The following is a 25,514-nucleotide window of genomic DNA, read 5'->3' as shown; positions in this document are numbered from 1 at the left end:
CGGTCCAGTCGCCGGGGCCCGGCGGTCAGGAGGCCGTCGCCTGCCGGTCGATGGCCAGGGCGACGCCGGGCGGGTGCCAGCCCTGCTCAGGGTTGTATAAGCGCACCTTCCTGGCCGGCACCCCGGCCACCACGCTGTGGTCGGGGAACTCGCCGCGGACGACGGCGCCGGCCGCCACCACGCACTGGCGGCCGAGCCGGGTGCCCGGCAGGATGATCGCCCCCGTGCCGAGCCACGAGCCGGCGCCGATCGAGACCGGGTTGTTGCGCGGCCACTGCTGGCCGATCGGGATGTCCGGGTCGTCGTAGACGTGGTTCTGGTCCGTGATGTAGACGTACGGGCCGGTGAAGACGTCGTGGCCGATGTCGATCGACTGGTGGGCCACGATGTGCGAGCCCCGGCCGATCGAGCAGCCGCCGCCGATGCGCAGGATGGAGTCGGGACCCAGCTCGGCGCCCGGCCACATGCCGCAGGAGATCGAGACCCGTTCGCCGATCAGCGTGTGGTCGCCGATCTCGATCCACTGCTCACCGAAGATGGCGCCCGGCGGGAAGGCGATCTTCGCGCCGTCCCCCAGCCTGCGGAACGCGTGCCCTGCCGGGCTGGCCGGGGTGATGGCACCGGCCTCGCGGATCGCCGTGTAGGCACGGTGGACCAATGTGCCCAATGTCCGGCGTACAAGTGACATAAAGCCCAAAGTTACCGCTTGGTCCCACCGTTCGGGCATGTCGGGGACGATGTTTGATATCCTGAGAGCCCGTGGACACTTGACCACACCTCGAGCCACGGGAGCCCCTTTGCGCAGCGCATCGCAAACCAAGCATCTGTTCGTCACCGGCGGTGTCGCCTCAAGTCTCGGCAAGGGCCTCACGGCATCCAGCCTCGGTCGTCTGCTCAAGGCACGCGGTCTCCGGGTCACCATGCAGAAACTCGACCCCTACCTCAATGTCGACCCCGGCACGATGAACCCGTTCCAGCACGGAGAGGTGTTCGTCACAGACGACGGCGCCGAGACCGACCTCGACGTCGGCCACTACGAGCGCTTCCTCGACACCGACCTGCACGGCTCGGCCAACGTGACCACCGGCCAGGTCTACTCCAACGTCATCGCCAAGGAGCGCCGCGGCGAATACCTGGGCGACACCGTCCAGGTCATCCCGCACATCACCAATGAGATCAAGGACCGCATCAGGGGCATGGCCGGTCCCGAGGTCGACGTGGTCATCACCGAGGTGGGCGGCACGGTCGGCGACATCGAGTCGCTGCCCTTCCTGGAGGCCGTCCGCCAGATCAGGCACGAGGTCGGCCGCGACAACGTCTTCTTCCTGCACGTGTCGCTGCTGCCCTACATCGGGCCGTCCGGCGAGCTCAAGACCAAGCCGACCCAGCACAGCGTGGCCGCGCTGCGCAGCATCGGCATCCAGCCCGACGCCATCGTGCTCCGCTCCGACCGGCCCGTCCAGATCTCCATCAAGCGCAAGATCAGCCTGATGTGCGACGTCGACGAGGACGCCGTCGTCAGCTGCGTCGACGCCGCCTCCATCTACGACATCCCCAAGGTGCTGCACTCCGAGGGCCTGGACGCCTACGTGGTCCGCCGGCTCGGCCTGCCGTTCAGGGACGTCGACTGGAAGGAGTGGGAGCAGCTCCTGCGCCGCGTGCACCGCCCGGCCAAGGAGGTCACCATCGCCCTGGTCGGCAAGTACATCGACCTGCCCGACGCCTACCTGTCGGTCACCGAGGCGCTGCGCGCGGGAGGCTTCGCCAACGACGCCCGGGTCAACATCCGCTGGGTCAAGAGCGACGACTGCGAGACCGACGAGGGCGCCGAACGCGAGCTCGACGGGGTCGACGGCGTGCTGGTGCCCGGCGGGTTCGGCGTGCGCGGCATCGAGGGCAAGATCGGCGCCATCCGCCACTCCCGCGAGCACAAGATCCCGCTGCTCGGCCTCTGCCTCGGCATGCAGGGCATGGTCATCGAGGCGGCCCGCAACATGGCCGGCATCGAGGACGCCAACTCCGCCGAGTTCGACCCCGACACCAAGCACCCCGTCATCTCCACCATGAGCGATCAGGAGGACGTCGTCGCCGGCGAGCGCGACATGGGCGGCACCATGCGGCTCGGCCTCTACACGGCCAAGCTCGGTGAGGGCACGCTGGCCAGGCAGCTCTACGGCGGCAAGGCCAAGGCCGACGAGCGTCACCGCCACCGCTACGAGGTCAACAACGCCTACCGCGAGCAGCTGGAGCGCGTCGGCCTGGTGTTCTCGGGGGTGTCGCCCGATGGACGCCTGGTCGAATACACCGAGCTGCCCGTCGACATCCACCCGTTCTTCATCGGCACCCAGGCGCACCCCGAGTTCCGCTCCCGGCCGACGCGGGCCAACCCGCTGTTCAAGGGCCTGATCAGCGCCGCGCTCGTCTACGCCGACAGCCGCGTCAGCTCCAGCGTGGCCAAGTGAGCCACGGCCTGCCCGCACCAGAGGAGAATGGGGCCGTGATCAGAGACACGCCCGAGGCATGGGACGTCGTCGACACGAAGCACCGGTTCAAGGGCTACGTGATCGACGTGCGCACCGATACCGTGCGCATGCCGCGCGACGAGGTGGCCGACCGCGACTACGTGGTGCATCCGGGGTCGGTCGCGGTGCTCGCGCTCGACGCCGACGACCGGGTCCTGCTGATCCGCCAATACCGTCACCCGACGCGCCACCTGCTGTGGGAGCTGCCCGCCGGGATCCGCGACGTGGCGGGGGAGTCCCTGGTCGCCGGGGCCGCGCGGGAGCTGGCCGAGGAGGCCGGCCACCGGGCCGCCACCTGGCACACCCTGGTCGACCTGTTCCCCTCGCCCGGCATGACCAACGAGCGGATCCGGGTGTTCCTCGCCCGCGACGTGTCGAAGATCCCCGATGACGAGAACGGCTTCGTCCATCGCCACGAGGAGATCGACATGCCGGTCGAGTGGGTGCCGCTGGCCGACGCCGTCGAGGCGGCGCTGATGGGAATGATCCACAATTCCCCGACCGTGGCCGGTATCCTCGCCGCATATGCGGCGTCGGTCGAGGGCTACGCCCTGCTGCGGCCGGCCGACGCGCCCGAGGCGTGACGGAGGACCATTTCGTGGAGGCGGTGCTCTCCAGCTACCTCGCTCATCTGGCGGTGGAGCGGGGCCTGGCTGCCAACACGCTCGCCTCCTACCGTCGTGACCTGCGCCGCTATCTCCAGCACCTGCGGTCGCGCGGCCGTGACACGCTCCGCGACGTGGGTGAGGCCGACATCCTCGACTTCCTCACCGCGCTGCGCGAGGGAGACGGCGACCACCCGGCGCTCGTGGCCAGCTCGGCCGCGCGAGCGGTGTCGGCCGTGCGGGGGCTGCATCGCTTCGCGCTGCGCGAGGGCGTCACCGCGCACGACCCCGCGCACGAGGTCCGGCCGCCGCGCCAGCTCCGCAGGCTGCCCAAGGCGATCGCCGTCGACGAGGTCGAGCGGCTCATCGCCGCCTCCGGCCCCGAGGGCGCGCCCCTGACCCTCCGCAACCGCGCCCTGCTCGAGGTTTTGTACGGCACGGGCGCGCGCATCTCGGAGGCGGTCGGTCTCGCCGTGGACGACCTGGAGACCGACCAGGTACGCCTGCGCGGCAAGGGCGGCCGCACCCGGGTCGTGCCCCTCGGTCGCTACGCCCGCGCCGCGCTCGACGCCTACCTGGTCAGGGCCAGGCCCGGCCTGCTCGCCCACGGCCGCGGCACTCCGGCGGTGTTCCTCAACGCCAGGGGCGGGCGCCTCACCAGGCAGGGAGCCTGGGAGGTGCTGCAGGCTGCCGCGGAACGGGCCGGACTAGCCGGGATATCTCCCCATGTTCTACGCCATTCCTTCGCAACCCACCTGCTCGACGGCGGCGCCGACGTTAGGGTGGTCCAGGAGCTGCTCGGTCATGCCTCGGTGACGACCACCCAGGTCTACACCCTGGTCACGGTGGACAAGCTCCGCGAGGTCTACGCCGCCGCGCATCCCCGTGCACGGCAGTGATCTATAGTCTTTTGCGGCGCGCGGCACTTCGGCGTGCCGCCTTGCCGCGTTAAGTAGTGACGCCATAGTGTCCGTCCGGACGGTCCGGTTCGGGATCGTCAGGGAGGTTCGAGCTGGTGACTGTGAAGACCAACGGTTCGACCCCGGGGACCCCCGACAACCCCTGGGGTGACACGAAGACCAACACGCCCTCCACCGGCGTCAATCTGGGGCCCACCCGGCGCCCCAGGCCCGTGTTCCCCGAGCCCGTGCCGCCGGAGACGCACGGGCCGGCCCGCGTGGTCGCGATGGTCAACCAGAAGGGCGGGGTCGGCAAGACGACCACCACCATCAACCTGGGCGCCGCGCTCGTCGAATGCGGCCTCAAGGTGCTGCTGGTCGACTTCGACCCGCAGGGCGCGCTCTCCGTCGGCCTCGGCATCAACCCGTTGCAGCTCGACCTCACGGTCTACAACCTGCTCATGGAGCGCAACGTCACCGCCGAGGACGTCCTGCTGGAGACCGGCGTCGAGGGCCTCGATCTGCTGCCCAGCAACATCGACCTGTCGGCCGCCGAGGTCCAGCTCGTCACCGAGGTGGCCCGCGAGCAGGTGCTCGGCCGGGTGATCAAGCCGCTGCTGCCGCACTACGACGTCTGCCTCATCGACTGCCAGCCGTCCCTGGGCCTGCTCACGATCAACGCGCTCACCTGCGCCCACGGCGTCATGGTGCCGCTGGAGTGCGAGTTCTTCGCGCTGCGCGGCGTCGCCCTGCTCATGGACACCATCTCCAAGGTGCAGGAGCGGCTCAACGAGGACCTCGAGATCGAGGGCCTGCTGGCCACCATGTACGACGCGCGCACGCTGCACGGCCGCGAGGTGCTCGCCCGCGTCGTGGAGGCGTTCGACGAGAAGGTGTTCCACACGGTGATCAACCGCACCGTGCGCTTCCCCGACGCCACGGTCGCCGGCGAGCCGATCACCACCTTCGACCCGTCGTCCCTGGGCGCCAACGCCTACCGGGAGCTGGCCCGCGAGGTGCTGTCGCGCTGGCCGGCGCCTGCCACAATGGCCAGGTGACGCAACAGGAGGCGGCGGGGTTCCACGTTCACCTCGACGTCTTCGAAGGGCCGTTCGACCTGTTGCTGGGGCTCATCGCCAAGCACAAGCTCGACATCACCGAGGTCTCGCTCTCCAAGGTCACCGACGAGTTCATCGCCTACATCCGCTCCCGCGGCCCCGAATGGGACCTCGACCAGACCAGCCACTTCCTGCTGGTCGCCGCCACGTTGCTCGACCTCAAGGCGGCCCGGCTGCTCCCGTCGGGCGAGGTCGAGGACGAGGAGGACCTCGCCCTCCTGGAAGCCCGCGACCTGCTGTTCGCCCGGTTGCTCCAATACCGCGCGTACAAAGAGGTGGCCAAGCTCTTCTCCGGCCGGATGGCCGAGGAGGCGCTCCGCTTCCCGCGCACCGCGCCGCTGGAGCCGCAGTTCGCCGACCTGCTCCCCGAGCTGATCCTCGGCATCGGCCCCGACCAGCTCGCCCGCATCGCCGCGCGGGCCTTCACCCCCAAGCCGGCGCCCACGGTCAACATCGGCCACATCTACCAACCGCTGGCCAGCGTGCGGGAGCAAGCCGCTATTCTTGTCCAGCACTTGCGGCGCATGCGCCGGGCCACCTTCCGGGCCCTGGTGGCCGACTGCGACGGCACCTTCGAGGTCATCGCCCGTTTCCTGGCCGTGCTCGAGCTCTTCCGGGAGTCGGCCGTCACCTTCGAGCAGGTCGAGCCTCTGGGTGATCTGCATGTCACCTGGACGGGCAGCGACGACGGGGACGTCGCGGTGGGCGACGACTACGAGGAGAGCGCGGAGAAGGCTGCTGATGACTGATCGCCCGGACGACGTTCCGCCCCCGCCCCGCAAATCGCCCGAAGCGGGGCTGCCCGCCTGGATGTCTCTCCCCGGGTCCCTCGCCACCACCCAGGAGCCCCTGGAACCGGAGTCGGACCCGCCGCCCGTGCCGGCGGATCCTGTGCCGACCGTTCCCGTGGCGACCGTTCCTGTTCCGGACGATTCCGGGCCGGACGTTCCCGGGCCGGACGGTCTCGCCTTTGACGATTCTGAGCCGGCCGTGCCGGTGCCGGATGTTTCCGAGCTGGACCATCCCGGGTCGGGGAGCGGCGCGGAGGCGAGGGAGAAAGGGCCCAGGGATTCGGCTCCCGAGCCGGCCACGGCCGGTGCGGCGGCCGAGGGCGTGTGGGGATCCACCGAGCCCTCCTCGACGTCCGACGGTGACGAGGGCCCGGGGTTGAGCGCCGCGCTCGAAGCCATCCTCATGGTCGTGGACGAACCGGTCTCCGAGATCACCCTGGCGCAGGTGCTCGAACGGCCCACCCACGAGGTGGTCACCGCGTTGCGAGCGCTGGCGGCGGAATACACCGAAGCCGGGCGGGGTTTCGATCTAAGAGAAGTGGCGGGCGGCTGGCGCTACTACACACGTCCGGCATGCGCTCCGCTGGTCGAGCGGTTCGTCCGCGACGGCCAGCAGACGCGGCTGACGCAGGCCGCGCTCGAAACACTCGCGGTCGTGGCCTACCGGCAACCGGTGAGCCGCGCCCGTGTCGCCGCGGTACGCGGCGTCAACAGCGACGGTGTCATGCGGACACTCGTCGCCAGGGGCCTGGTCGAAGAGGCCGGCTCCGACCCGGAGAGCCAGGCAGTGCTCTACCGGACAAGCTCATACTTCCTTGAACGTCTGGGACTGAGGGACCTGAGCGAGCTCCCCGAGCTCGCGCCCTTCCTCCCCGACGACGTGGAAAACCTCGAGGAGACGACAAAGTGAACAACAGGCGCAGCACCCCGTCCGGTGATGGACGCGGTCGTGGACGCACCGGCGGCTCCAGCAGCCGTGGTGGGCGTCCCGCCTTCCGCTCGGACGACACCCGTGGCGGTTCCCGCCGCGAGGGCTTCCGTGGCGGTTCCCACCGAGACGACACCCGCGGCGGATCGCGCCGCGACGACAACGACCGCGGCACCGGCCGCGACTCCAGGGGCGAGTACGGCTCGGGCCGTGACGCGCTCCGCGCCGACCGTGGCGGTTCCCGCGCCCGGTACGGCGCTTCCGACTCTCGTGGTGGCTCCGACCGTGGCGGTTTCCGCTCCGACCGGCGTGACGACCGCAGCGGCGGTCAGGGCCGTGACGGTTATCGTTCTGAGCGGCGCGATGGCGGTCAGGGCCGTGATGGCTACCGCCCCGAGCGGCGCGATGACCGGGGAGGTTCCCGGCCTGAGCGGCGCGATGGCGGTCAGGGCCGTGATGGCTACCGTTCTGAGCGGCGCGACGGCGGTCAGGGCCGTGACGGCTACCGCTCCGAGCGGCGCGATGACCGGGGAGGTTCCCGGCCTGAGCGGCGCGACGGCCGTGCGGGGTTCCGTTCCCAGGGCGGCGACGGCTACCGGCCCGAGCGGCGCGACGACCGTGGCGGGTCTCGTCCGGAGCGGCGTGACGCTGGCGACCGGGGTTCCAGAGGCGAGTACGGCTCGGGCCGTGACGCGCTCCGCGCCGACCGTGGCGGTCCTCGTGCCCGGTACGGCGCTTCCGACTCTCGTGGTGGCTCCGACCTTGGCGGTTTCCGCTCCGACCGGCGTGACGACCGCAGCGGCGGCCAGGGCCGCGACAGTGGCCCGCGTGGCGGTTTCGGCTCCGACCGGCGTGACGACCGCAGCGGCGGTCAGGGTCGCGATGGCTACCGTTCCGACCGGCGTGACGATCGCGACGGCGCCCGTACGGACAGGAGTGGGTTCCGGTCCGAGCGCGGCGGGTACGGCGGCCGTGACCAGGCTCGTGAGGGCGGCTTCCGGGCCGACCGGAGCGGGCGGCGGGACGAGGGCGGCCAGCAGGGCCGCGCCCGCTACGGCAGGTCCGAGGGCGGCCGCGACACGGGCGGGCGACGTGACGGCGGCCGGCCGGCCGGGCGTGACGGCGTGCGGACGATCGGCGGATCCAGGAGCGGTGGCTCTCCCGCCGGGGCAGCCGGCCGCGACCGGTTCAAGACCGCGCGCCAGCCGATGCGCGACCGCAACTTCTACCCCGAGGGCTACACCGACGAGCGCGACACCACCGAGGTGCCCGACGGCGTGCGGCTGCAGAAGGTGCTCGCCCAGGCGGGCGTGGCCAGCCGCCGCGCCTGCGAGGAGATGATCGGCGACGGCCGCGTGACCGTCAACGGTCAGGTGGTGCGGAGGTTCGGTGCCAAGGTCGACCCCGCCGCGCAGGTCATCCACGTCGACGGCAAGCGCATCCCGACCGCGCCCGACCTGGTCTACTACGCCCTGAACAAGCCCATCGGCGTCGTCTCTACCATGGACGACCCGCAGGGCCGGCCGTGCCTGGCCGACTATGTGGAGGAGCTGGCTCCGCGGCTGTTCCACGTGGGCCGGCTCGACACCGAGACCGAGGGCCTGCTGCTGCTCACCAACGACGGCGAGCTGGCCAACCGGCTGACCCACCCCAGTTACGGGGTGCAGAAGAAATACTGGGCCAAGGTGCCCGGCCCGATCCCGCGTGACCTGGGACGCAGGCTCAAGCAGGGGATCGAGCTGGAGGACGGCCTCGCCAAGGCCGACGGCTTCGCGATCGTGCAGGAGCACGGCCAGCAGGCGCTGGTCGAGGTGGTGCTGCACGAGGGCCGCAAGCACGTGGTCCGGCGCATGCTCGAAGAGGCGGGCCACCGGGTGATCGACCTGGCGCGGATCGAGTTCGGGCCGGTGAAGCTGGGCCGCACCAAGCCTGGCACCGTCAGGTCGCTGAGCTTGACGGAGGTCGGCGAACTCTACGCCGCGGTGAAGTTGTAACCTGGCAGGACGCAGGAGCCCGTGCGGAGGACGCACGGGCTCCAACCGCTTATGGAGGGACGGGTTCAGATGGTTCGGGCGATCCGCGGGGCGATCCAGGTCGACGCCGACGACCGTGACTCGATCATCGAGGGGACGACCGTGCTCGTCTCCGAGCTGATGGAGCGCAACCAGCTGACCACCGACGACGTGATCAGCGTGCTGTTCACCGCGACGCCGGATCTCACCGCCGAGTTCCCGGCGCTGGCGGCCCGCAAGCTCGGCTTCCACGACGTGCCGTTGATCTGCTGCACCGAGATCGACGTGCCGGGGGCGCTGCCCCGGGTGGTCCGGCTGATGGCCCACGTGGAGACCGACCGGCCCCGGACCGAGATCCAGCACGTCTATCTGCGCGGCGCCGTCGCTTTGCGCCAGGACATTGCCCAGTAGGGCAGAGGGCTTTAATCAGTCGTCAACCAGCTTTAGGCAGCATTAACCGCATCACCCAAATAAGACCGAAAAATCAGGACATCGACATGGCCTCCGCACTCCGTACCGTGCTGGTAGTCGGCACCGGTCTCATCGGCACCTCCGTCGCCCTGGCCCTGCGCCAGCACGACGTACGCGTGCTGCTCGCCGACCGGGACCAGGCGGCGGTGCGACTGGCGCGGGAGCTCGGCGCGGGCGAGGACTGGCAGCCGGAGAGCGGCCCGAAGGCGGATCTCGCGGTGATCTCGGTGCCGCCCGCCCACGTGGCCACCGAGCTGCTCGACCTCCAGCAGCGCGACGCCGCGGCCTACTACACCGACGTGGCCAGTGTGAAGGCCGAGCCCATCCACCGGGCCGCCCAGCTCGACTGCGACCTGCGCACCTATGTCGCCTCCCACCCGCTGGCCGGACGCGAGAGGTCGGGGCCGGGAGCCGCCAGGGCCGACCTGTTCCTGGGCCGCCCGTGGGCCCTGTGCCCCACGCCCGAGGCCGCACCCGAGGCCAGAGCCGCCGTGCTGCGGCTGGTCGAGCTCTGCGGCGGCAACCCGGTCGTGGTGGACGCCGCCGAACACGACCGGGCCGTGGCCGTCGTCTCCCACGCCCCCCACGTGGCCGCCTCGGCCGTGGCGGCCCGTCTGGCCGACGCGCCCGAGGTCGCGCTCGGCCTGGCCGGGCAGGGAGTCAGAGACGTCACCAGGATCGCCGGCAGCGACCCCGGCCTGTGGCTCGGCATCCTGTCCGGCAACGCGACCCCGGTCGCGGAGGTGCTGGAGGCGGTCTCCCGCGACCTCGCCGAGGCCGCGACCGCGCTGCGCTCCCTGGCCGGCGGCGACGGCACCGCCACCGACGACATCACCCAGCTGCTCAAGCGCGGCGTCGCGGGCCACGACCGCATTCCCGGCAAGCACGGCGGCCCGGCGCCCGCCTACGTGGTGGTCCAGGTCGTCATCGGCGACCGTCCCGGCCAGCTGGCCCGGCTGTTCCAGGTGTGTGACGAGGTCGGGGTCAACGTCGAGGACGTCCGGCTGGAGCACGCTCCCGGCCTGCCCTTGGGCATCGCCGAGCTCTCCGTGCAGCCCGATGCGGCGGCCGTGCTCTCCCGGGCCCTGCACGAGCGCGGCTGGCAGGTCCCGTGACCGCCTGACGTCACATCCCGGTCCTGCCGCGTGCCGCATCCGGCGTGTACGCCGCAGGCGGCGCCGCCGAAGATCGGAAGGCGCGAGCCCGGCCGGGCGAAGGGCCGGGAGGCGGTAGCCTCTTGAGGTTGGGTAAAGAACGTGGAGAAGGAGAGCCCGTGGCCGGTCTGGTCATCGCCATGGACGGCCCCTCGGGGTCCGGCAAGTCGAGCGCGTCGCGCGGAGTCGCCAGGGCGCTCGGCGTGCGCTACCTGGACACCGGGGCGATGTACCGCGCGATGACCTGGTGGATGCTGCATCAGGGCGTCGATCTGGCCGACTCCGACGCGATCGCGGCCCGGGCGGTCGAGCCCGAGATCGTCTCCGGCACCGACCCCGATGGGCCCACCATCCACGTCGACGGCGTCGATGTGGCGGGCCCGATCAGGGAGACCGAGGTCACCGCCTCGGTCTCGGTCGTCGCGGCGGTGCCCGAGGTGCGCTCGCGTCTCGTGGCGCTCCAGCGGGAGATCATCGGCGACGGTGACATCGTGGTCGAGGGCCGCGACATCGGCACGGTGGTCGCCCCCGACGCGACGCTCAAGGTCTACCTGACGGCCAGCGCCGAGGCCCGCGCCCGGCGCCGCCACGCGGAGCTGGCCGGCACCACGGTGGAGGCACAGCAGGCCGCGATGGCCAGGCGCGACACCCTCGACTCCACGCGCCGGGCAGATCCACTCTCGATGGCGGCTGGCGCCGTCGAGCTCGACACCACCGCGCTCAACCTCGAAGAGGTCATCGCGGAGGTGCTGAGGCTGGTCGAGGCACGACGAGGCTCCGGCGCCAAGGGCGACGGGTCCCGGAGTGGCACCGGCCATACATACGAGCGCACCTGAGGGTGCGGGACTCCTAAGGATGAGACAACGTGTCAACGGGGGAATGGGTCGAGGCTGAGCTCGACGATCTCGAGATTTCCGGAGAGCCGGCCGACACCGGCCCGGTTCCGGTCGTGGCCATCGTCGGGCGGCCGAATGTCGGCAAGTCCACGCTGGTCAACCGCATCATCGGCCGCCGGGAGGCGGTCGTCGAGGATGTGCCGGGCGTGACCCGCGACCGGGTCACCTACGACGCCAACTGGCGCGGCCGGCGCTTCACCGTCGTCGACACGGGCGGCTGGGACCCTGAGGCCACCGGCATGAATCTCCGCATCGCGGAGCAGGCCCAGGTGGCCGTCGAGCTGGCCGACGTGATCGTGTTCGTGGTCGACGCGACCGTGGGCGCGACCGATGCCGACGAGGTCGTCGGCTCCGTGCTGCGCCAGTCCGGCAAGCCGGTCATCCTGGCCGCCAACAAGGTCGACAACCAGCAGCTGGAGCTGGAGGCGTCCTCCCTGTGGGGGCTCGGCCTCGGCGAGCCCCAGCCGGTCTCGGCCCTGCACGGCCGCTCCAGCGGCGACCTGCTCGACGTGGTGCTCGACGCGCTGCCCGAGACGCCGCAGGTGACGTTCGGGGCCGAGCGCGGCCCCTACCGGGTGGCGCTGCTCGGCAAGCCCAACGTCGGCAAGTCCTCGCTGCTCAACAAGCTCGCCGGCGAGGAGCGGGTGCTGGTCGACCCGATGGCGGGCACCACCCGTGACCCGGTCGACGAGCTGATCGAGCTGGGCGGCCGGACGTGGCGGTTCGTCGACACGGCCGGCATCCGGCGGCGCGACCGCGAGCTGCAGGGCGCCGACTACTACGCGGCCATGCGCACCAGGGCCGCGCTGGAGCGCTCGGAGGTGGCGATCGTGCTGATCGACGCCAGCGAGCCGCTCACCGAGCAGGACCTCCGCATCATCAGTCTGGTGATCGAGTCGGGCCGGGCCATGGTGGTCGCGTTCAACAAGTGGGACCTGGTCGACGAGGACCGCCGGCACTACCTGGAGAAGGAGATCGACAGGCAGCTCGTCCGCACCCCGTGGGCGCTGCGGGTCAACATCTCCGCCAAGACCGGCCGCCACATGGACCGGCTGGTCCCGGCCCTGGAGCGGGCGCTGGAGTCGTGGTCGACGCGGGTGCCGACGGCCAGGCTCAACGCGTTCCTCACCGAGCTGGTGCAGCAGACCCCGCCGCCGGTCCGGGGCGGCAAGCAGCCCAAGATCCTGTTCGCCACGCAGGCGTCGGTCGAGCCACCCAAGTTCGTGCTGTTCACCTCGGGCTGGCTGGAGGACACCTACCGCCGGTTCGTCGAGCGCCGCATCCGTGAGGAGTTCGGCTTCGCCGGGTCGCCGATCGAGGTGACCATGAAGATCCGCGAGAAGCGCAAGGGCGGCCAGGCCAGGAAGTAGCCGGCGGTAATGACGTTGCCGCCGGTGCTGCCCGGCGGCTAGCATCCGTCGCAACGCGCAGACGGAGACGAGTAGCCAGGAGCCCGCGCGGGTCGAGAGAGCCGCCGGCAGCTGCGAAGGCGGCCCCGCGCCCTCCTGGCGAAGACACTCCCGAGTGCGGGGAGGAAATGCCCCGCCGGTCTGACCCTCGTCATCGGGTCCTGGAGGCCGCCTCGGCGGCGAAAGTGCGGTGGCACCGGGAGTTCCCTTCTCCCCCGCACTCCCAAGGGGTCATGCACTTCCTCGTGAGGAGCTGTGATGATCTCTCGTGTCATGTCGGCGGAGCTCGCAGAGCACGCCGGAGAACGAGTGACGATCGCCGGCTGGGTCCATCGCCGCCGGCAACTGAAATCCGTGTCCTTCCTCGTGGTCAGAGACCGCTCGGGGGTCGCCCAGGTGGTGACGTCGGCGGCTCTGCCCGCCGAGGAGAGCGCCGTCCGGGTCACCGGCACCGTGACGGCCAGCCCGCGCGCGCCCGGCGGCGCCGAGCTCATCGAGCCGGAGATCGAGGTGCTGGCCGAGCCGGTCCAGGCGCCGCCGTTCGACCTCTACCGGCCGGTCGTCTCCGCCGCGCTGCCGACGATCCTCGACCACGCGCCGGTCGCGCTGCGCCACCCGCTGCTCAGGGCGGCGCCGGAGATCTCGGCGGCCGGTGTGGCCGGGTTCCGGTCCACGCTCGACGCGCTCGGCTTCACCGAGATCCACACCCCGAAGATCGTCGCCTCGGCCACCGAGTCCGGCGCGAACGTCTTCGGCATCGACTACTTCGGCCGCCCGGCCTATCTCGCCCAGTCGCCGCAGTTCTACAAGCAGGCGATGGTCGGCGTGTTCGAGCGGGTCTACGAGGTGGGGCCGGTGTTCCGCGCGGAGCCGCACGACACCGCCCGCCACCTCGCCCAGTACACGAGTCTCGACGCCGAGCTGGGGTTCGTCCGCGACCACCGCGACGTGATGGCGGTGCTGCGCGAGGTCATGGCGGGCATGCTCGACTCCGTACGGCACCGCGCCCCCGGAGCCGTCGCCACCCTGGGCCTCGACCTGCCCGACGTGCCCGCCGAGATCCCCGCCGTGCACTTCGGCGAGGCGCAGCGGATGACCGGGCAGGACGAGCCCGACCTGTCGCCGGCCCAGGAGCGGTGGCTGTCGGAGTGGGCGCTGCGGGAGCACGGGTCGGAGTTCCTGTTCGTGACGGGTTACCCGATGGCCAAACGGCCCTTCTACCCCCATCCCGACCCGGAACGACCCGGCAGCTCCAACGGGTTCGACCTGCTGTTCCGGGGGCTGGAGCTGGTGACGGGAGGTCAGCGGCTGCACCGCCACCAGGACTACCTGGACGCGCTGGCCGCCCGGGGGGAGTCCGCCGAGCCGTACGAGGGCTATCTGCGGGCGTTCGCGTACGGGATGCCGCCGCACGGCGGCTTCGCCATCGGCCTCGAACGCTGGACCGCCCGGCTCACCGGCGCCGCCAACGTCCGCCAGGTGACGCTCTTCCCGCGCGACCTGCACCGGCTGACGCCGTAACACCATCGGGCACGGCAGGGCGAGAGAGCCATCCGCGCCCTGCCGTGCCCGCGCCGGGCGTCCGGCGAGGCCGAGCGGTCGAACAGGCTACGGTCCGGACGGTCACGCCCGCGGCCAGGGCTAGAGCGAGCGCTTGGGCAGGAACCCGGAGACGATCGCGCCGATCGCGCACAGCACCGCCGTGACCAGGAACATCTCGGTGTATTCCAGATGCAGCGCGGCGTCGACCTTGGCGAGGTACTCGTTCACCTGCCTGGTGTAGACGGCGGGGTCGAGGCCGAACGGCAGCGGCGTGTCGAGGTGGGCGGTCAGCGACTGGAAGCGGTAGAACCCCCAGGCTGACACGCCCGCGATGCCGATCAGCATGCCCATCATCCGGGCCACGACCACCGCGGCCGAGGCCACGCCGTGCTGCGCGGCCGGTGTCACCCGGAGCACCGCGGCCGAGATCGGCGCGATGACCAGCCCGATGCCGAGCCCGGCCACGACCAGGTCGAGGTCGACCATGAGCCGGGCGCCGGCCAGGTCGAGCGGCCAGCGGCTCATCAGCGCGTAGCCCACCGTCGCGATCAGCAGGCCCGCCACGCAGACGATCCGGTCGCCGAGCCTGCGGGCCAGCAGGCCGCCCGCTATCGCGCCGACGGGCAGCGCGATCAGAAACCTGCCGAGCACCAGCGAGGCTTCGAGCGCCTCCAGGTCCAGCAGCGTCTGCGCGGTGAACTGGACGAACACCATGGTGACCAGCAGCGCGGCCCCGGTCAGGAAGCTCACGCCCAGCGTGGCCAGCAGGGGGCCCTTGCGGGTGGTGGACAGGTCGAGCAGGCGGACGGGGGAGCGGATCTCCCACCAGACGAAGGCCACCCCGGCCAGGACACCGGCGGCGATCAGCGGCAGCCCCCAGGGCGGCAGGACGGCATGGGCCGGGTCGGGGTTGTAGAGGCCGGCCACGAGCAGCGCCAGCGAGAGGGCCAGCAGCGCGCCGCCCACGCCGTCCACCCGGCCGCCCGTCGAGCGGCGCTCGCGATCGGGCGGGGGGACGGTGAAGTGCACGGCGACGGCGGCCAGCGCGGCCAGCGGGACGTTGATCCAGAAGATGGCGTGCCAGCCGCCCAGCTCCACGCCGCGCAGCAGCATGGAGCCGGGGATCACGCCCATCAGGCCGCCGGTGAGCGGGCCCGGACCGCCGTCCAGCCGCACGCCTGCCAGGGTGAGGGCCGGGGCCAGCGCCAGCACGCCGCCGTAGAGCGGGCCGAGCGCGCTGCCCAGCTCCTGGGCCGCGCCGACCGCGCCGAGCGCCACCGGCCGCTCCCGCTCGTCCCACAGGTCGCCGATGAGCGCCATCGTGATCGGCAGCAGGGCGCCGCCGGCCACCCCTTGCACCGTGCGCCCCGTCACGACCATGACCTCGCCGCTCGCCAGGGCCGTCAGCACCGAGCCCACGGCGAACGCCGCCAGGCAGACGTGGATCAGCGGGCGCCGGCCGAAGCGGTCGGAGAGCTGCCCGAGCAGCGGCATCGCGGCGACATAACCCAGCAGGAACCCGGTCACCACGGGCGTGGCTCGCTCCAGCCGGTTGAGCGGGATGCCGATGTCCTCGGCGATGTCGATGAGGACGGTGACCACCACGTAGGCGTCGAGCGCGGCGAGCAGCACCACCGCTCCGCCGACGCCGAGCGCGACCCGGCGGGCGGCTCTCATCCGGCCGTGGGGGGCGGGGTGATCGTGACCGGCGCGTCGTAGTCGCTGAACGACACCGTCACCGTGCCGTCCTGCAGCGGCAGCTCGATCTTGGTGAGCCGGCTGCCGGCCTTGTCGATCCAGACCTTGCCGTTGACGCCCTGGGTGACGCCGGGCACCAGCGCGCCGAGGACCTGGCCGGAGAACGTGGTCGCGACCCGGTAGGCGCCGCCCTCCTCGGCCTCGACGCGCGGGTCGGTGGCCGTGCTCAGCAGCTGCGCGACCCCCTTGCCGGGGTCGAGGATCAGCGACGGGTCGTAGAGCTGCGCCAGGTCGGCGCGGGTGAGCTTCTGGAAGCCGCCGGTCGGGCCCTTGAAGTGGACGGTGTCGCCGACCAGCGCGAAGGTGATCTCCTGGAGGTTGCCGAGCACCTCGAGCGTGATCGTGCCGTCGGCGTCGCCCGCGGCGGTGAGCCGGCCGTCGGCCTTCTTTACCGGCACCTTGGGCTTGCCCTCGGTGGAGATCGAGAAGGCGGCCGACTTGACCGTCTTCATCGCCTCCGAAGCCTTCTTCGTCAGGTCGGGACCGGCGGGCAACTCGGCGCCGCCGCCTGACGAGCAGGCCGACGAAAGCGCGAGAACGACGACGAGCAGCAGCTTTTTGAGCATGAGCGGATCGTAGCGATCGGCCGGGAGCGATCGTGAGCCGTCAGCGATATCGGTTGGGTGTCAGCGCAACTTCTTCAGGTGCTCGACGATCGGCCGGTACGCGGCCTCGAGCGCGTCGAGCTGCTCGTCGGTGAGCCGGTCGACGAAGTGCTCGCGCACGCTGGCCACGTGGTCGGGCGCCACCCGCTGGATGGTGTCCCAGCCTTCCTCGGTGAGCACCGCGAACGTGCCGCGCCGGTCGTCGCGGCAGTCTTCGCGGGTGACCAGGCCCTTGGCCTCCATGCGGGAGATCTGGTGGGACAGGCGGCTGCGCGACTGGATCGTCGCGTCGGCCAGGTCGCTCATCCGCATCCGCCGGTCGGGGCTCTCGGAGAGGTTGACCAGGATCTCGTAGTCGTTCACGGAGAGTGAGTGCTCCTGCAGATCGCGGTCGAGCCGATGCATGAGGAGTTTGTGCAGGGCCAGGTGGGTACGCCAGGCACGTTGCTCAGTGGGGGAAAGCCAGCGAGGCGCGCTCATGATCCCCAATCTAACGCACGTAGAGTGATCTGGTGGCGAAGTGGTCGGCTGAGAGCCTGTGCACGGGTCCGGTGGCCGGCACCGCCGGCGCGTGATCGCGGGCATCAGGCAGGTCCTCCTCGATCCCGCCCCGAGCCGCCGCTAGCTGAAGGCCATCACGATCGCCACGCCCACCACGTGCATGAGCACGACGGCGACGATCAGCGAAACGAACACGAACTTGGCGGGCCCGTGCTCGAAGGTCTTCCCTTCCTCGAGCGGCTTGCGCTGGGCCACACGGTCGGCGATCCGCTCTTCGAGGGGTTTGCGGTAGAACATACCTCCAGCTTATCCGGGAATCGGGCGCCTTTCCGCTGGGGTGTCGGTAACGATGGCCACTCTGACGTCGGCCTCCGCCGTCCACTCCAGCAGGTGCCGCCCGGCCCAGTCGATCTCCGCCGACCGCAGCAGGTCCAGCGACAGCTCGCCGCGCTTGATCAGCGCCTCCTTGCGGGTCCAGTGCCTGATCAGCTCGTCGTTGCCGCTCACCAGCGCGCGCTCGCGGAGGGTCAGCGCCGTGGCGGCCAGCGACTCGTTCAGCGGCCCGGCCGGCACCCGCTCCGCGTCCACGCCCACCCGGCCCTGACCGGCCGCCGCGCAGACGTAGCCGCGCGTGTGGCTGAGACTGACGCCCAGCGACGGGGCCTGCCTGATGTACGGGCGGCCGTGGCCCGGGCCGTGCACCTCGCAGTGCTGCAGCAGCGTGAGCCCGCCGGGGTCGGTGCCCAGCGCGTCGGCGGCGCAGAGGCGTACGAGCAGGTGGGCCGCGACGAAGGAGCGGCGGTCGGCGTCGAAGACGAACCGGGCGGCGCGCTCCAGTTCGGCCGGGGTCAGCCACTGTTCGGGGGCGCGTACCTCGTCCGGGCGGCCGCCCATGGCCACGGTGACGATCGGTCAGTCCTTCTTCGTCGTGTCGCCGGCCTTCTTCGCGTCGTCGGCCGGCGTGCCGTCGAGGTTGTACTGATCCTCCTTGGCCGCGCCCAGCACGGTCACCTCCTGTACCTTCCAGACGCCCTTCGCCTTCACCAGGGTGACCTTCAGGTGCGACCCGGTGACCGAGCGGATCGCCTCGGCGGTGTTGACCTGCTGGTCCACCACGACGATGGCGTGGGCCGTGGCCTCGTCCACGTCGGACAGGTAGACCTCGCGGACCGTGGCCCGGGACACGGCCTTGAGCTTGACGATGACCTGGGCCATCGCGCCGCCGAACGCCTCGTCGTACGTGGTCAGGAAGTCGCCCGTGGCCTGGGCCATCAGGGTGGAACGGGTGGTCTGCAGGTCCTGGTAGTCGTAGCTGAGCAGGGACTGGCCGAACGAGGCGGCCGCGCCCGACACCTCCAGCCGCAGCGCGCGCTCCGTCTCCAGCCTGGCCAGCGCGTCGTGCGCCTGGTTCGCCGAGACCCACTGCAGCACGGCCGTGGCGGCCAGCGCGGCGACCAGCATGGCCGCCAGCGCCCCCATGACGCGCGCCCGCGTGACCCGCGGCCTCCGGCCCGCCTCGCCACCGGCCGCCACCGGCCGATCCTCGTCCTCGTCGGGGACCGGCTCGGTGGGCCGGTCGGTCTCGGCCGCGTCCGTCCCGGCGGGTCGCTGGGTCTTGGCCGCGTCCGTCTCGGCGGGGGGTTCGGTCGCCGACGGCTCCTTGGCGGGCGGGACGGCGGTGATCTGGGTGTCGGTGGGAGGAGGAGGGGGGACGGGCTCTGTCTCGGACGGCTGCCGGCCCTCGGTGAGGTCCTGGGTGGTCATCGGATTTCCTTTACTGGAGACACCGGGCTTCGGCGCTGGGCAGGAAGGTCAACCGCTCTCCTCACGGCGGCGGACGGCCCGGCCCGCCGCGATCCAGCCCACGATGCCACCGGCGACCACTACGGCGAGGAATATCGCGACAATCAGCGGCGTGGTGTTCAGCGGGCTACGGGACGTGGCGCCGGTGGTGGCGGCCACGCCGGACGGCGAGCTCGACTCCTCGGACTCAAGGCTCGGCGCGGGCTCGGCGGTGTCGGGCGGTGTGGTGGTCTCGGGCGGAGTCGTGGTCTCGGGCTGCCCGGTCCGCTTGTCGAGACGTACGTCCTCGACGGGGTCGTCCGCGACGGGCGCGCGGTCCGGGCAGGCGCGCAGGCGTGGCACGGTGGGCGGCCCGACGGTGTTCTCGTACTCCTCGGCCGGTTGCGGCCCGCCCGGGACGCTGAAGACGAACGCCACCTTGCCGTACACGGTGTCCCCGCGTTTGTCGCTGATGTCGTCGGCCAGGGTGAGCGCGGTCGGCACGACGCTGAGCATGCGGTGCGCGTTGCGTTCGGTCTGTGCGGAGAAGGCCGGTTTGTGGGGCAGTCCGAAGGCGGTCAGCAGGCAGGACAGGCCCGGCCGGGCCCGTTTCAGCGCCTGGTCGAGCCGTCCGAACACGCCGGGCCCCTGGTCGAGGAAGGCGTTGAGGTCGGCGCGCGAGGCCCGCAGCGAGCCGGTCACCGTGTCGAGGTCGGTGATGCCCGAGGCGAGCTGGTCCTTGCGGCCCGCGAGCGTGTGGGTGAGCTCGGTGAGTTGCACCGACAGCTCGTCGAGCGTCTCGGAGTTGTCGGCCAGCGTGCCGGTCAGGTCGTGCGCGTCGTCGATGACGCTGCGGATGGACCCCGACCGGCCGTCGAGCGCCACCGCCAGCTCGTGCGTGATCGTCTTGGCGTCGCGGGGTGGCACCGCGTTCAGCAGCCTGCCGACGCCCTCGAACAGCTTGCGGTAGTCCAGCGGCACGCTGGTGCTGGTCAGCGGGATCACGTCGCCGGCCGCGAGCGACGCCCCTGTCACGCCGGTGGCGGGCGGCGACAGCTCCACGTACGGCTCGCCGATGGCGGACTTGCGCCGTACCTCGGCCGTGCTGCCCTTCGGCAGCCGGATCTCCTTGTCGATGTCCAGCCCCACGACGATCTTGCCGGTCACCAGCCGTACCTCGCCGATCTTGCCGACCCGGACGCCGAGGTAGGCCACGTCGAACCCGCGCGTCAGGCCGGGGGAGGAGGCGAACTCGGCCGACACCCGGTAGGGCCGGGTGATCGCGTCGACCTTGATGATGGTGCTGAACGCCCAGACCGTCATCACGATGCCGAGCAGCACGAAGAAGCCGAGATTGAGGTAGATGCGGTTCTTCATCGCGGCGGCTCCCAGAGCAGGCGGAAGTCCGCCTTGGGGGCGGTGGCGGCGCGGGGCTCGTCGCGGGAGGCGCTTCCGCCCTTCGGGGGGAGCAGGCCCTTCAGCCACACGTACGTCATCACCTGCCCGTTGACCGTGACGGGAGGCGCGTCGATGAACTTCTGGACCTCGGCCACGAGCTTCTTGAGGTCCTCCTTGCCGCGCAGCATCGAGGAGTTGACGGCGTCGAGCCGGCGCAGCAACGTGCGCAGCCGGGCGGCGTGCCGGGGGTAGACCGTCAGGTTGGCCTCCTTGGCCAGCCTGGTCAGCGCCACGACGGCCTTCTTGATGTGCTTGCGGCCGTGTGCGACGCGGGCCGTGGCCGCCGCCAGCGTGCCGGGCAGCCGGTCGAGCTCGTCACTGCCCTTGGCCAGGTCGTCACCCAGCTTGGCCAGCGCGTCGATGGTCGTGCCCAGGTCGCGGCGGGCGGCCGCGTAGGCGTCGGTGACCTCGGCGGTCTGCTTGATCAGCTTGTTCACGGCGTCGCCCTTGCCGGCGAACGCGGTCGAGGCGGCGTCGAGGATGGCGTTGACGTCCTGCGCCCCGAGCGCCTCGATCAGCGGCCCGGCCTTCGCGGTGACCTGCTCGATGTCCGGCTCGACCGAGGTCTCGGTGATCGTGGCCCCGTCGGCCAGGTAGGGGCCCCTCGTCAGGTCCTTGCCGGCCGGTGGGGTGAGAGAGATGTAGTTCTCGCCCAGGACCGACGTCTTGGCGACCGTGGCCGTGCTGCCGACGGGCAGCCGGTGGCGTTCCTGGATCGACATCGTCACCCTGGCCCGGTAGCCCTCCAGCCGGATGCCGGTGACCGTGCCCACCCGGACGTCGGCGATCTGCACGCTGTGCCCGGCCACCAGGCTCTGCACGTCGTCGAAGGTGGCGTTGAGCGTCAGCTCGCCCGACGTGGAGCCGAGCGTCTGGATCGAGCACGACGTGGTGAGGCTCAGGGCCAGGATCGCGGTGCACAGGCGGGCCTTCATCGCTGCCCCTTCCGCTGTTCGAAGGGGCAGTTGCTCAGCCCGGACGGCAGGCACGGCACCTTGCCGAGGTTGAGAGCGTCGAACAGCGGCGTGAGCCAGGCCCTGCTCATCGCGTTGAGCACGACCCGGATCTTCAGCACGTGGTGCTCGCGGTCCCAGGAGTCGATCAGCACGTCGGCGAAGTCGGCGGCGCCCTTGACCGCCTGGGCCATCGACGCACTGTTGGCGCGCACGGTCAGCACGAGCTCGGCCAGGGTGCTGGTCGCCTGCGGCAGCCGGGCCGAGTACGCCTCGATGATGACGTCGCCGCGCCGGACGAAACCGGCCATGCCGGAGACGAACCCGCGCAGCCGTCCGCGTTCCTCGGCCAGGATGGCGCCGGCCTCGGCGAAGGAGTCGATCGCGTCCGTCACCTGGCCCTGGCGCCGGTTGAGGCTCGTGGCCAGTTTGTTCAGGTTCTTGGCCAGGTCGATCAGCTGCTGGTCCTGCCGGGCCAGCGTGCTGGTGAGCTTCGCGGTGTCGGCCAGCGCGTTGTTGATCGTCTTGCCGCGGCCTCTGAGCCCGTCGGCCAGGTCGCCCGCGACGTCGCCCACCTTGTCCGCGTCGAGCGCGTCGGTCAGCTTGGTGAACGCGTCGAGCGCGTCGTCGATCTCCACTGGCAGGTCGGTGCGTTCCAGGGGGATGGTCGCGCCCGCCGCGATCCGCTGGTCGCCGGGCTTCCACGGGGGATAGAGGACCACGTTGCGCTCGCCCAGCGTGTTCTGCGACGCGACCACGGCCTGCACGTCGGCGGGCAGGGGCACCTCCGGGTCGACCGACAGCTCGACCCGGACCCGGTCGCCCTCGATCCGGATCCGCTCCACGTAGCCGGCGTCCAGCCCCATCACCTTGACCCGCGCCTGCTCGTACAGGGCAGGCGCCTTACTGAAGATCGCCGTCAGCCGGTACGGCCGCGCGCCCAGCGGCGCGCAGCCGCCGGTGGCGATCAGCAGGGCCCCGGCCAGCAGGATCACGAGCGCTCTCATCGTTCGTTCTTCCTGTCCTTGGCGATGGCGGCGAGCACCTCGGGGTTGATCGGGCCGAGGCCGGAGGCGATGGCCTCCAGCCACGGGCCCTGCCCGCCCATCGTGGACAGGCCGGAGAAGGTGGGGCCGGCCCATGCCAGCAGCTCGTTGAACCGCTCGTTGCCGCCGCTCAGCCTGGAGGTGATCGCGCCGGTGTCGTCGAGTGCCTGGACCAGCGACTTCTCGTGCCGGGTGATCAGCCGGGTGGTGCTCCGCACCAGGTCGCTGCCGTCGCCCAGCAGCGTGCGCAGCTCGTCGCGGCGGCTGCGCAGCTCCTTCAGCATGACGTCGATGGCGTCGATGAGCCGGCCGAGCTGCTTGTCCTTCCGCTCCAGCACCTTCATCACCCGGGTGCCGTTGTCGAGCAGCCGTTGCAGGTCGGGCTCGCTCTTGCTGATCGTGTCGGACAGGTCGCCGATGTTCTTCAGCAGCCGGGTGATCCGGCCGCGGTCGCCGGTGTCGATCTTGCCGAGCTCGGTCACCAGGTCGTCGACGGCGTCGGTGTCGAGTTTGTCCACCAGCCGGGTGGCGTCCTTGATCGCGTCGTTGACCAGCGTCGGCACGCCGGTGCGCGCCACCGGGATGCGCCGCGCGCTCTCCGGCAGCTGGTCGACGTACGGGGCCGACACGGGGCCGGTCAGCTTGACGTAGCGGCCGCCGAGCAGGTTGGACAGCGTGATGTCGGCGCGGGTGCCGCGGCCCAGTCGTACGTCGTCGTCGACCCGCCAGGTGACGACCACGTTGCCCTGGCCGTAGTCGGGCCGTACCTCGGTCACCTCGCCGACGCGCACGCCAGCCACCCGGACGTCGTTGCCGGTGCGCAGGCCGCCCGAGTCGACGAACGTGCCGGACATCGTGTAGCCGCCCTCGAACAGGCCGAGGTTGCCGACGAGGAAGGTGGCCACCAGGATCGTGCCGAGCACCGCCAGCGACACCAGGCCGACGGCGATCCTGTTGCGGTCCCTGAAGGACTTGATCGCCATCACTCACCCACCATCAGCTTGCGCAGGTCCTTGGTGCTCTGGACCTTGGTGGCGCCGCGCAGCGGGGGCGGTGTCCGCATGGGGTACGGGCAGGGCGAGGGGCCCAGCGCCAGGCAGGGGACCGCGGTGATGAAGTAGTGGCCGCGGCCGACGCTGCTGTAGGCGCGGGCGAACAACGGCTGCATGGTGTTGACCGTCCGGTCGAGATCCTGCACGTTCCGCCTGACGCCGCCCGTCAGCCCGGTCAGGTGGTCGACCACGGCGCCCAGCTCGTCGGCGTTCTTGCCGATCACCTCGTTGGAGGTGTGAAAGGTGGCCGAGAGCTCCACCAGCGAGTCGTCGATCAGCTTGCGGTTGCCGGCGAACGCCTCCGAGAGCGTGACCAGGTTGTCGACCAGCCGCTCGATCTGCTTGTCGCGCCTGGCCACCACGCCCGAGACGGTGGCGTAGTCCTTCAGCAGCCGCTCGATCGTCTCCTTGCGCTGGGTGACGGTGCCGGTGATGTCGTTGACGTTGTCGAGCAGCCGCGGGATGTTCTCGTCGTTGCCCTTGAGCGACGTGGCGGCCGCGGTCAGCAGCTGGTTGATCTGCTCCGGTTCGAGGGTGCGGGTCAGCGGCCCGAGATCGCTCACCAGCTCGCCGATGTCGACCACCGACGAGGTGCGGGAGATGCGCGAGCCCGGCGCCAGCATGCCGGGGGCGGTGCCGGGAAGCAGGTAGACGACCCGCTGGCCGACCGCGTTGCGCCACCGGATGGCCGCCTCGGTGTCGGCGGGCACCCGGACGGCCTGCTGGACCTCCAGGGTCACCTCCGCCCTGCCGCCGACCACGCCGATCGTGTCGACCTGGCCGACCGGGGCCCCGGCGATCTTCACCTGGTCGCCCTCGGTCAGTCCCGACACGTCGTCGAAGGTGGCGACCAGCCGGTAGACGTCCGCGGTGCTGACCCGGACGATCTGCGCGGTGATGAGCGCGATCAGGGAGAAGGTCACCCCGGCGAACAGCAGGACGCGGACCAGCGTCCACCGGCGGGCCGCGCGCTCCTTGGAGATCGCCATCTCAGCGCCTCCCGTCGCTCGGTCCGCAGGCGCCGACGATGAGCTCGCAGACGTCGGTCGCGACGAACGCCTCCGCCTGCAGCTGGCGGGTCCCGTTCGGGCCCGGCGCCTCGATCAGCTCGTTGAGCAGGTTGATCAGCTTGTTCAGGCCTCGTACGCCGTCTCCGGCCAGGCCGAGCTGGGCGTAGATGAGCGAGACCACCCGCTCGCCGGAGTGGACGCCGGCCCGCAGGTCGCCCCGGTGCTCGCGCAGCCCGTGCGCGGTCAGGTCGGAGACGGAGGTGATCTCCTTCAGCAGGACCCGTACCTTGTCGGCCCGCTCCAGCAGGTCGGGAGTGATGACGTTGACGTCGGAGGAGATCGACACCAGCTCGTCGCCCTTGTCCGACAGGGCGGTGGACAGCCCTGCGCTGTCGCGCAGGAACTGCCGGGCCCTGGCGCGCTGCCGGTGGGCGACGCCGACCACGGTTCCCGCGTCGTCGATCAGCTCGCGCAGCCGCGTGCCCTCGCCGTCGAGTCCCCTGGCCAGGGTGTGCACGATGACCGTGACCTCGCGCGGGTCCACCGCGTCGAGGCCCTGGTAGGCGTCGCCGAGGGTGTCGGACAGGTCGAGCGGGTCCCTCGTGTCGGTGATGACCGCTCCGGCGCTCAGGTAGGGGCCGGTGGCCTCGCCGGGACCCGGCTTGAGGTCGACGAACTTGGGGCCGAAGACCGACGCGGGCTCCACCGCCGCGACCGTGGTCCGCGGCAGCCGTACGCCGGGCTCGACGTGCATGGTCACCACGGCCCTGCCCGTCCGGTCGAGCGACACCCCCGTCACGTCGCCCACGGTGACGCCGCGGATCTTGACCGACGAGTTGGTGTCGAGGCCCTGTCCCGCCCGGCCGAACACCGCGTCCACCCGGATGCCGCGCACCTGCGTGGCCGTGCGCACCACGAACAGCGTCGCCGCGGCGAACAGCACGACCACCGCGAGCGCGATGCCCATCCGCAGCGGCAGCGAGTACCCGTCACGTCCCATCG

25 protein-coding genes are annotated in these 25,514 nt (G+C 71.3%); 12 read left to right on the top strand and 13 right to left on the bottom strand.

What is annotated here, in order from left to right; all coding sequences use genetic code 11:
- Positions 1-25: 25 nt before the first annotated feature.
- Complete coding sequence (locus AB0I38_RS12410) at positions 26-658, bottom strand: acyltransferase (RefSeq protein ID WP_358466116.1); 633 nt, start codon at positions 656-658, stop codon at positions 26-28.
- Positions 659-797: 139 nt separating this feature from the next.
- On the opposite strand from AB0I38_RS12410, the gene AB0I38_RS12405 reads away from it, so the two are divergent.
- The 12 genes from AB0I38_RS12405 to aspS all read left to right on the top strand — a co-directional run bounded on the left by AB0I38_RS12405 (position 798) and on the right by aspS (position 14,326).
- Positions 798-2,462, top strand: coding sequence for a CTP synthase (locus AB0I38_RS12405; protein ID WP_358466114.1), 1,665 nt, complete (start codon positions 798-800; stop codon positions 2,460-2,462).
- A gap of 35 nt (positions 2,463-2,497) precedes the next feature.
- On the top strand, positions 2,498-3,106 hold the full coding sequence (locus tag AB0I38_RS12400; RefSeq protein ID WP_358466112.1) for an NUDIX hydrolase: 609 nt from the start codon (positions 2,498-2,500) through the stop codon (positions 3,104-3,106).
- Positions 3,103-4,026 carry a site-specific tyrosine recombinase XerD gene (locus tag AB0I38_RS12395; RefSeq protein WP_358466110.1) on the top strand — a complete coding sequence of 308 codons (924 nt, stop codon included), beginning with the start codon at positions 3,103-3,105 and terminating at the stop codon, positions 4,024-4,026. Before AB0I38_RS12400 ends, AB0I38_RS12395 begins: the two co-directional genes overlap by 4 nt.
- 116 nt (positions 4,027-4,142) lie before the next feature.
- On the top strand, positions 4,143-5,084 hold the full coding sequence (locus AB0I38_RS12390) for a ParA family protein (RefSeq protein ID WP_358466108.1): 942 nt from the start codon (positions 4,143-4,145) through the stop codon (positions 5,082-5,084).
- The gene (locus AB0I38_RS12385; RefSeq protein WP_358466106.1) at positions 5,081-5,893 is read left to right on the top strand and encodes a segregation and condensation protein A; all 813 of its coding nucleotides are present in this window, start codon (positions 5,081-5,083) and stop codon (positions 5,891-5,893) included. Before AB0I38_RS12390 ends, AB0I38_RS12385 begins: the two co-directional genes overlap by 4 nt.
- A 364-nt stretch (positions 5,894-6,257) precedes the next feature.
- A complete protein-coding gene (scpB, locus tag AB0I38_RS12380) occupies positions 6,258-6,845 on the top strand; it encodes an SMC-Scp complex subunit ScpB (RefSeq protein WP_358466526.1) in 588 nt (195 codons plus the stop codon).
- Complete coding sequence (locus AB0I38_RS12375) at positions 6,842-8,857, top strand: pseudouridine synthase (RefSeq protein WP_358466104.1); 2,016 nt, start codon at positions 6,842-6,844, stop codon at positions 8,855-8,857. The genes scpB and AB0I38_RS12375 overlap by 4 nt, the downstream gene beginning before the upstream one ends.
- Before the next feature lie 69 nt (positions 8,858-8,926).
- Entirely contained in the window at positions 8,927-9,286 is a 360-nt protein-coding gene (gene aroH / locus AB0I38_RS12370; protein ID WP_358466102.1) for a chorismate mutase, read from the top strand.
- An 86-nt stretch (positions 9,287-9,372) separates the two neighbouring features.
- Positions 9,373-10,461: a prephenate dehydrogenase gene (locus tag AB0I38_RS12365; protein ID WP_358466100.1), complete on the top strand. Its 1,089-nt coding sequence runs from the start codon at positions 9,373-9,375 to the stop codon at positions 10,459-10,461.
- A 158-nt stretch (positions 10,462-10,619) separates the two neighbouring features.
- Positions 10,620-11,336 (top strand): (d)CMP kinase, encoded by a 717-nt coding sequence (gene cmk / locus AB0I38_RS12360; protein WP_358466098.1) that lies wholly within the window; start codon positions 10,620-10,622, stop codon positions 11,334-11,336.
- Positions 11,337-11,365: 29 nt separating this feature from the next.
- Entirely contained in the window at positions 11,366-12,766 is a 1,401-nt protein-coding gene (gene der, locus AB0I38_RS12355; RefSeq protein ID WP_358466096.1) for a ribosome biogenesis GTPase Der, read from the top strand.
- 297 nt (positions 12,767-13,063) lie between these two features.
- Positions 13,064-14,326, top strand: a complete 1,263-nt coding sequence (aspS, locus tag AB0I38_RS12350; protein WP_358466094.1) for an aspartate--tRNA(Asn) ligase — start codon at positions 13,064-13,066, stop codon at positions 14,324-14,326.
- Between the two features lie 120 nt (positions 14,327-14,446).
- Here aspS and AB0I38_RS12345 read toward each other — a convergent pair whose 3' ends face one another.
- The 12 genes from AB0I38_RS12345 to AB0I38_RS12290 form a co-directional block, all read right to left on the bottom strand.
- A complete protein-coding gene (locus tag AB0I38_RS12345; RefSeq protein WP_358466092.1) occupies positions 14,447-16,024 on the bottom strand; it encodes an MFS transporter in 1,578 nt (525 codons plus the stop codon).
- Positions 16,021-16,671 (bottom strand): LppX_LprAFG lipoprotein, encoded by a 651-nt coding sequence (locus AB0I38_RS12340; protein ID WP_358466090.1) that lies wholly within the window; start codon positions 16,669-16,671, stop codon positions 16,021-16,023. Before AB0I38_RS12340 ends, AB0I38_RS12345 begins: the two co-directional genes overlap by 4 nt.
- A 60-nt stretch (positions 16,672-16,731) precedes the next feature.
- Positions 16,732-17,190 (bottom strand): MarR family winged helix-turn-helix transcriptional regulator, encoded by a 459-nt coding sequence (locus AB0I38_RS12335; protein WP_358466088.1) that lies wholly within the window; start codon positions 17,188-17,190, stop codon positions 16,732-16,734.
- A 141-nt stretch (positions 17,191-17,331) separates the two neighbouring features.
- Complete coding sequence (locus tag AB0I38_RS12330) at positions 17,332-17,508, bottom strand: hypothetical protein (RefSeq protein ID WP_358466086.1); 177 nt, start codon at positions 17,506-17,508, stop codon at positions 17,332-17,334.
- Between the two features lie 9 nt (positions 17,509-17,517).
- The gene (locus tag AB0I38_RS12325; protein WP_358466084.1) at positions 17,518-18,105 is read right to left on the bottom strand and encodes a 4'-phosphopantetheinyl transferase family protein; all 588 of its coding nucleotides are present in this window, start codon (positions 18,103-18,105) and stop codon (positions 17,518-17,520) included.
- Between the two features lie 18 nt (positions 18,106-18,123).
- On the bottom strand, positions 18,124-18,975 hold the full coding sequence (locus tag AB0I38_RS12320; protein ID WP_358466082.1) for a hypothetical protein: 852 nt from the start codon (positions 18,973-18,975) through the stop codon (positions 18,124-18,126).
- Positions 18,976-19,023: 48 nt separating this feature from the next.
- Positions 19,024-20,370, bottom strand: a complete 1,347-nt coding sequence (locus AB0I38_RS12315; protein WP_358466080.1) for an MlaD family protein — start codon at positions 20,368-20,370, stop codon at positions 19,024-19,026.
- Complete coding sequence (locus AB0I38_RS12310; protein WP_358466078.1) at positions 20,367-21,386, bottom strand: MCE family protein; 1,020 nt, start codon at positions 21,384-21,386, stop codon at positions 20,367-20,369. Before AB0I38_RS12310 ends, AB0I38_RS12315 begins: the two co-directional genes overlap by 4 nt.
- Positions 21,383-22,411, bottom strand: coding sequence for an MCE family protein (locus AB0I38_RS12305; protein WP_358466076.1), 1,029 nt, complete (start codon positions 22,409-22,411; stop codon positions 21,383-21,385). Before AB0I38_RS12305 ends, AB0I38_RS12310 begins: the two co-directional genes overlap by 4 nt.
- Complete coding sequence (locus AB0I38_RS12300) at positions 22,408-23,433, bottom strand: MlaD family protein (RefSeq protein WP_358466074.1); 1,026 nt, start codon at positions 23,431-23,433, stop codon at positions 22,408-22,410. Before AB0I38_RS12300 ends, AB0I38_RS12305 begins: the two co-directional genes overlap by 4 nt.
- Complete coding sequence (locus AB0I38_RS12295) at positions 23,433-24,491, bottom strand: MlaD family protein (RefSeq protein WP_358466072.1); 1,059 nt, start codon at positions 24,489-24,491, stop codon at positions 23,433-23,435. Before AB0I38_RS12295 ends, AB0I38_RS12300 begins: the two co-directional genes overlap by 1 nt.
- 1 nt (position 24,492) lies before the next feature.
- Entirely contained in the window at positions 24,493-25,512 is a 1,020-nt protein-coding gene (locus AB0I38_RS12290; protein ID WP_358466070.1) for an MlaD family protein, read from the bottom strand.
- Between the last annotated feature and the right edge of the window lie 2 nt (positions 25,513-25,514).

Source organism: Nonomuraea cavernae, assembly GCF_040655715.1.
Lineage (GTDB): Bacteria > Actinomycetota > Actinomycetes > Streptosporangiales > Streptosporangiaceae > Nonomuraea > Nonomuraea cavernae_A.
Note: the sequence above shows the minus strand (reverse complement) of the source record. Positions and strands in the feature narration are given on the sequence as shown.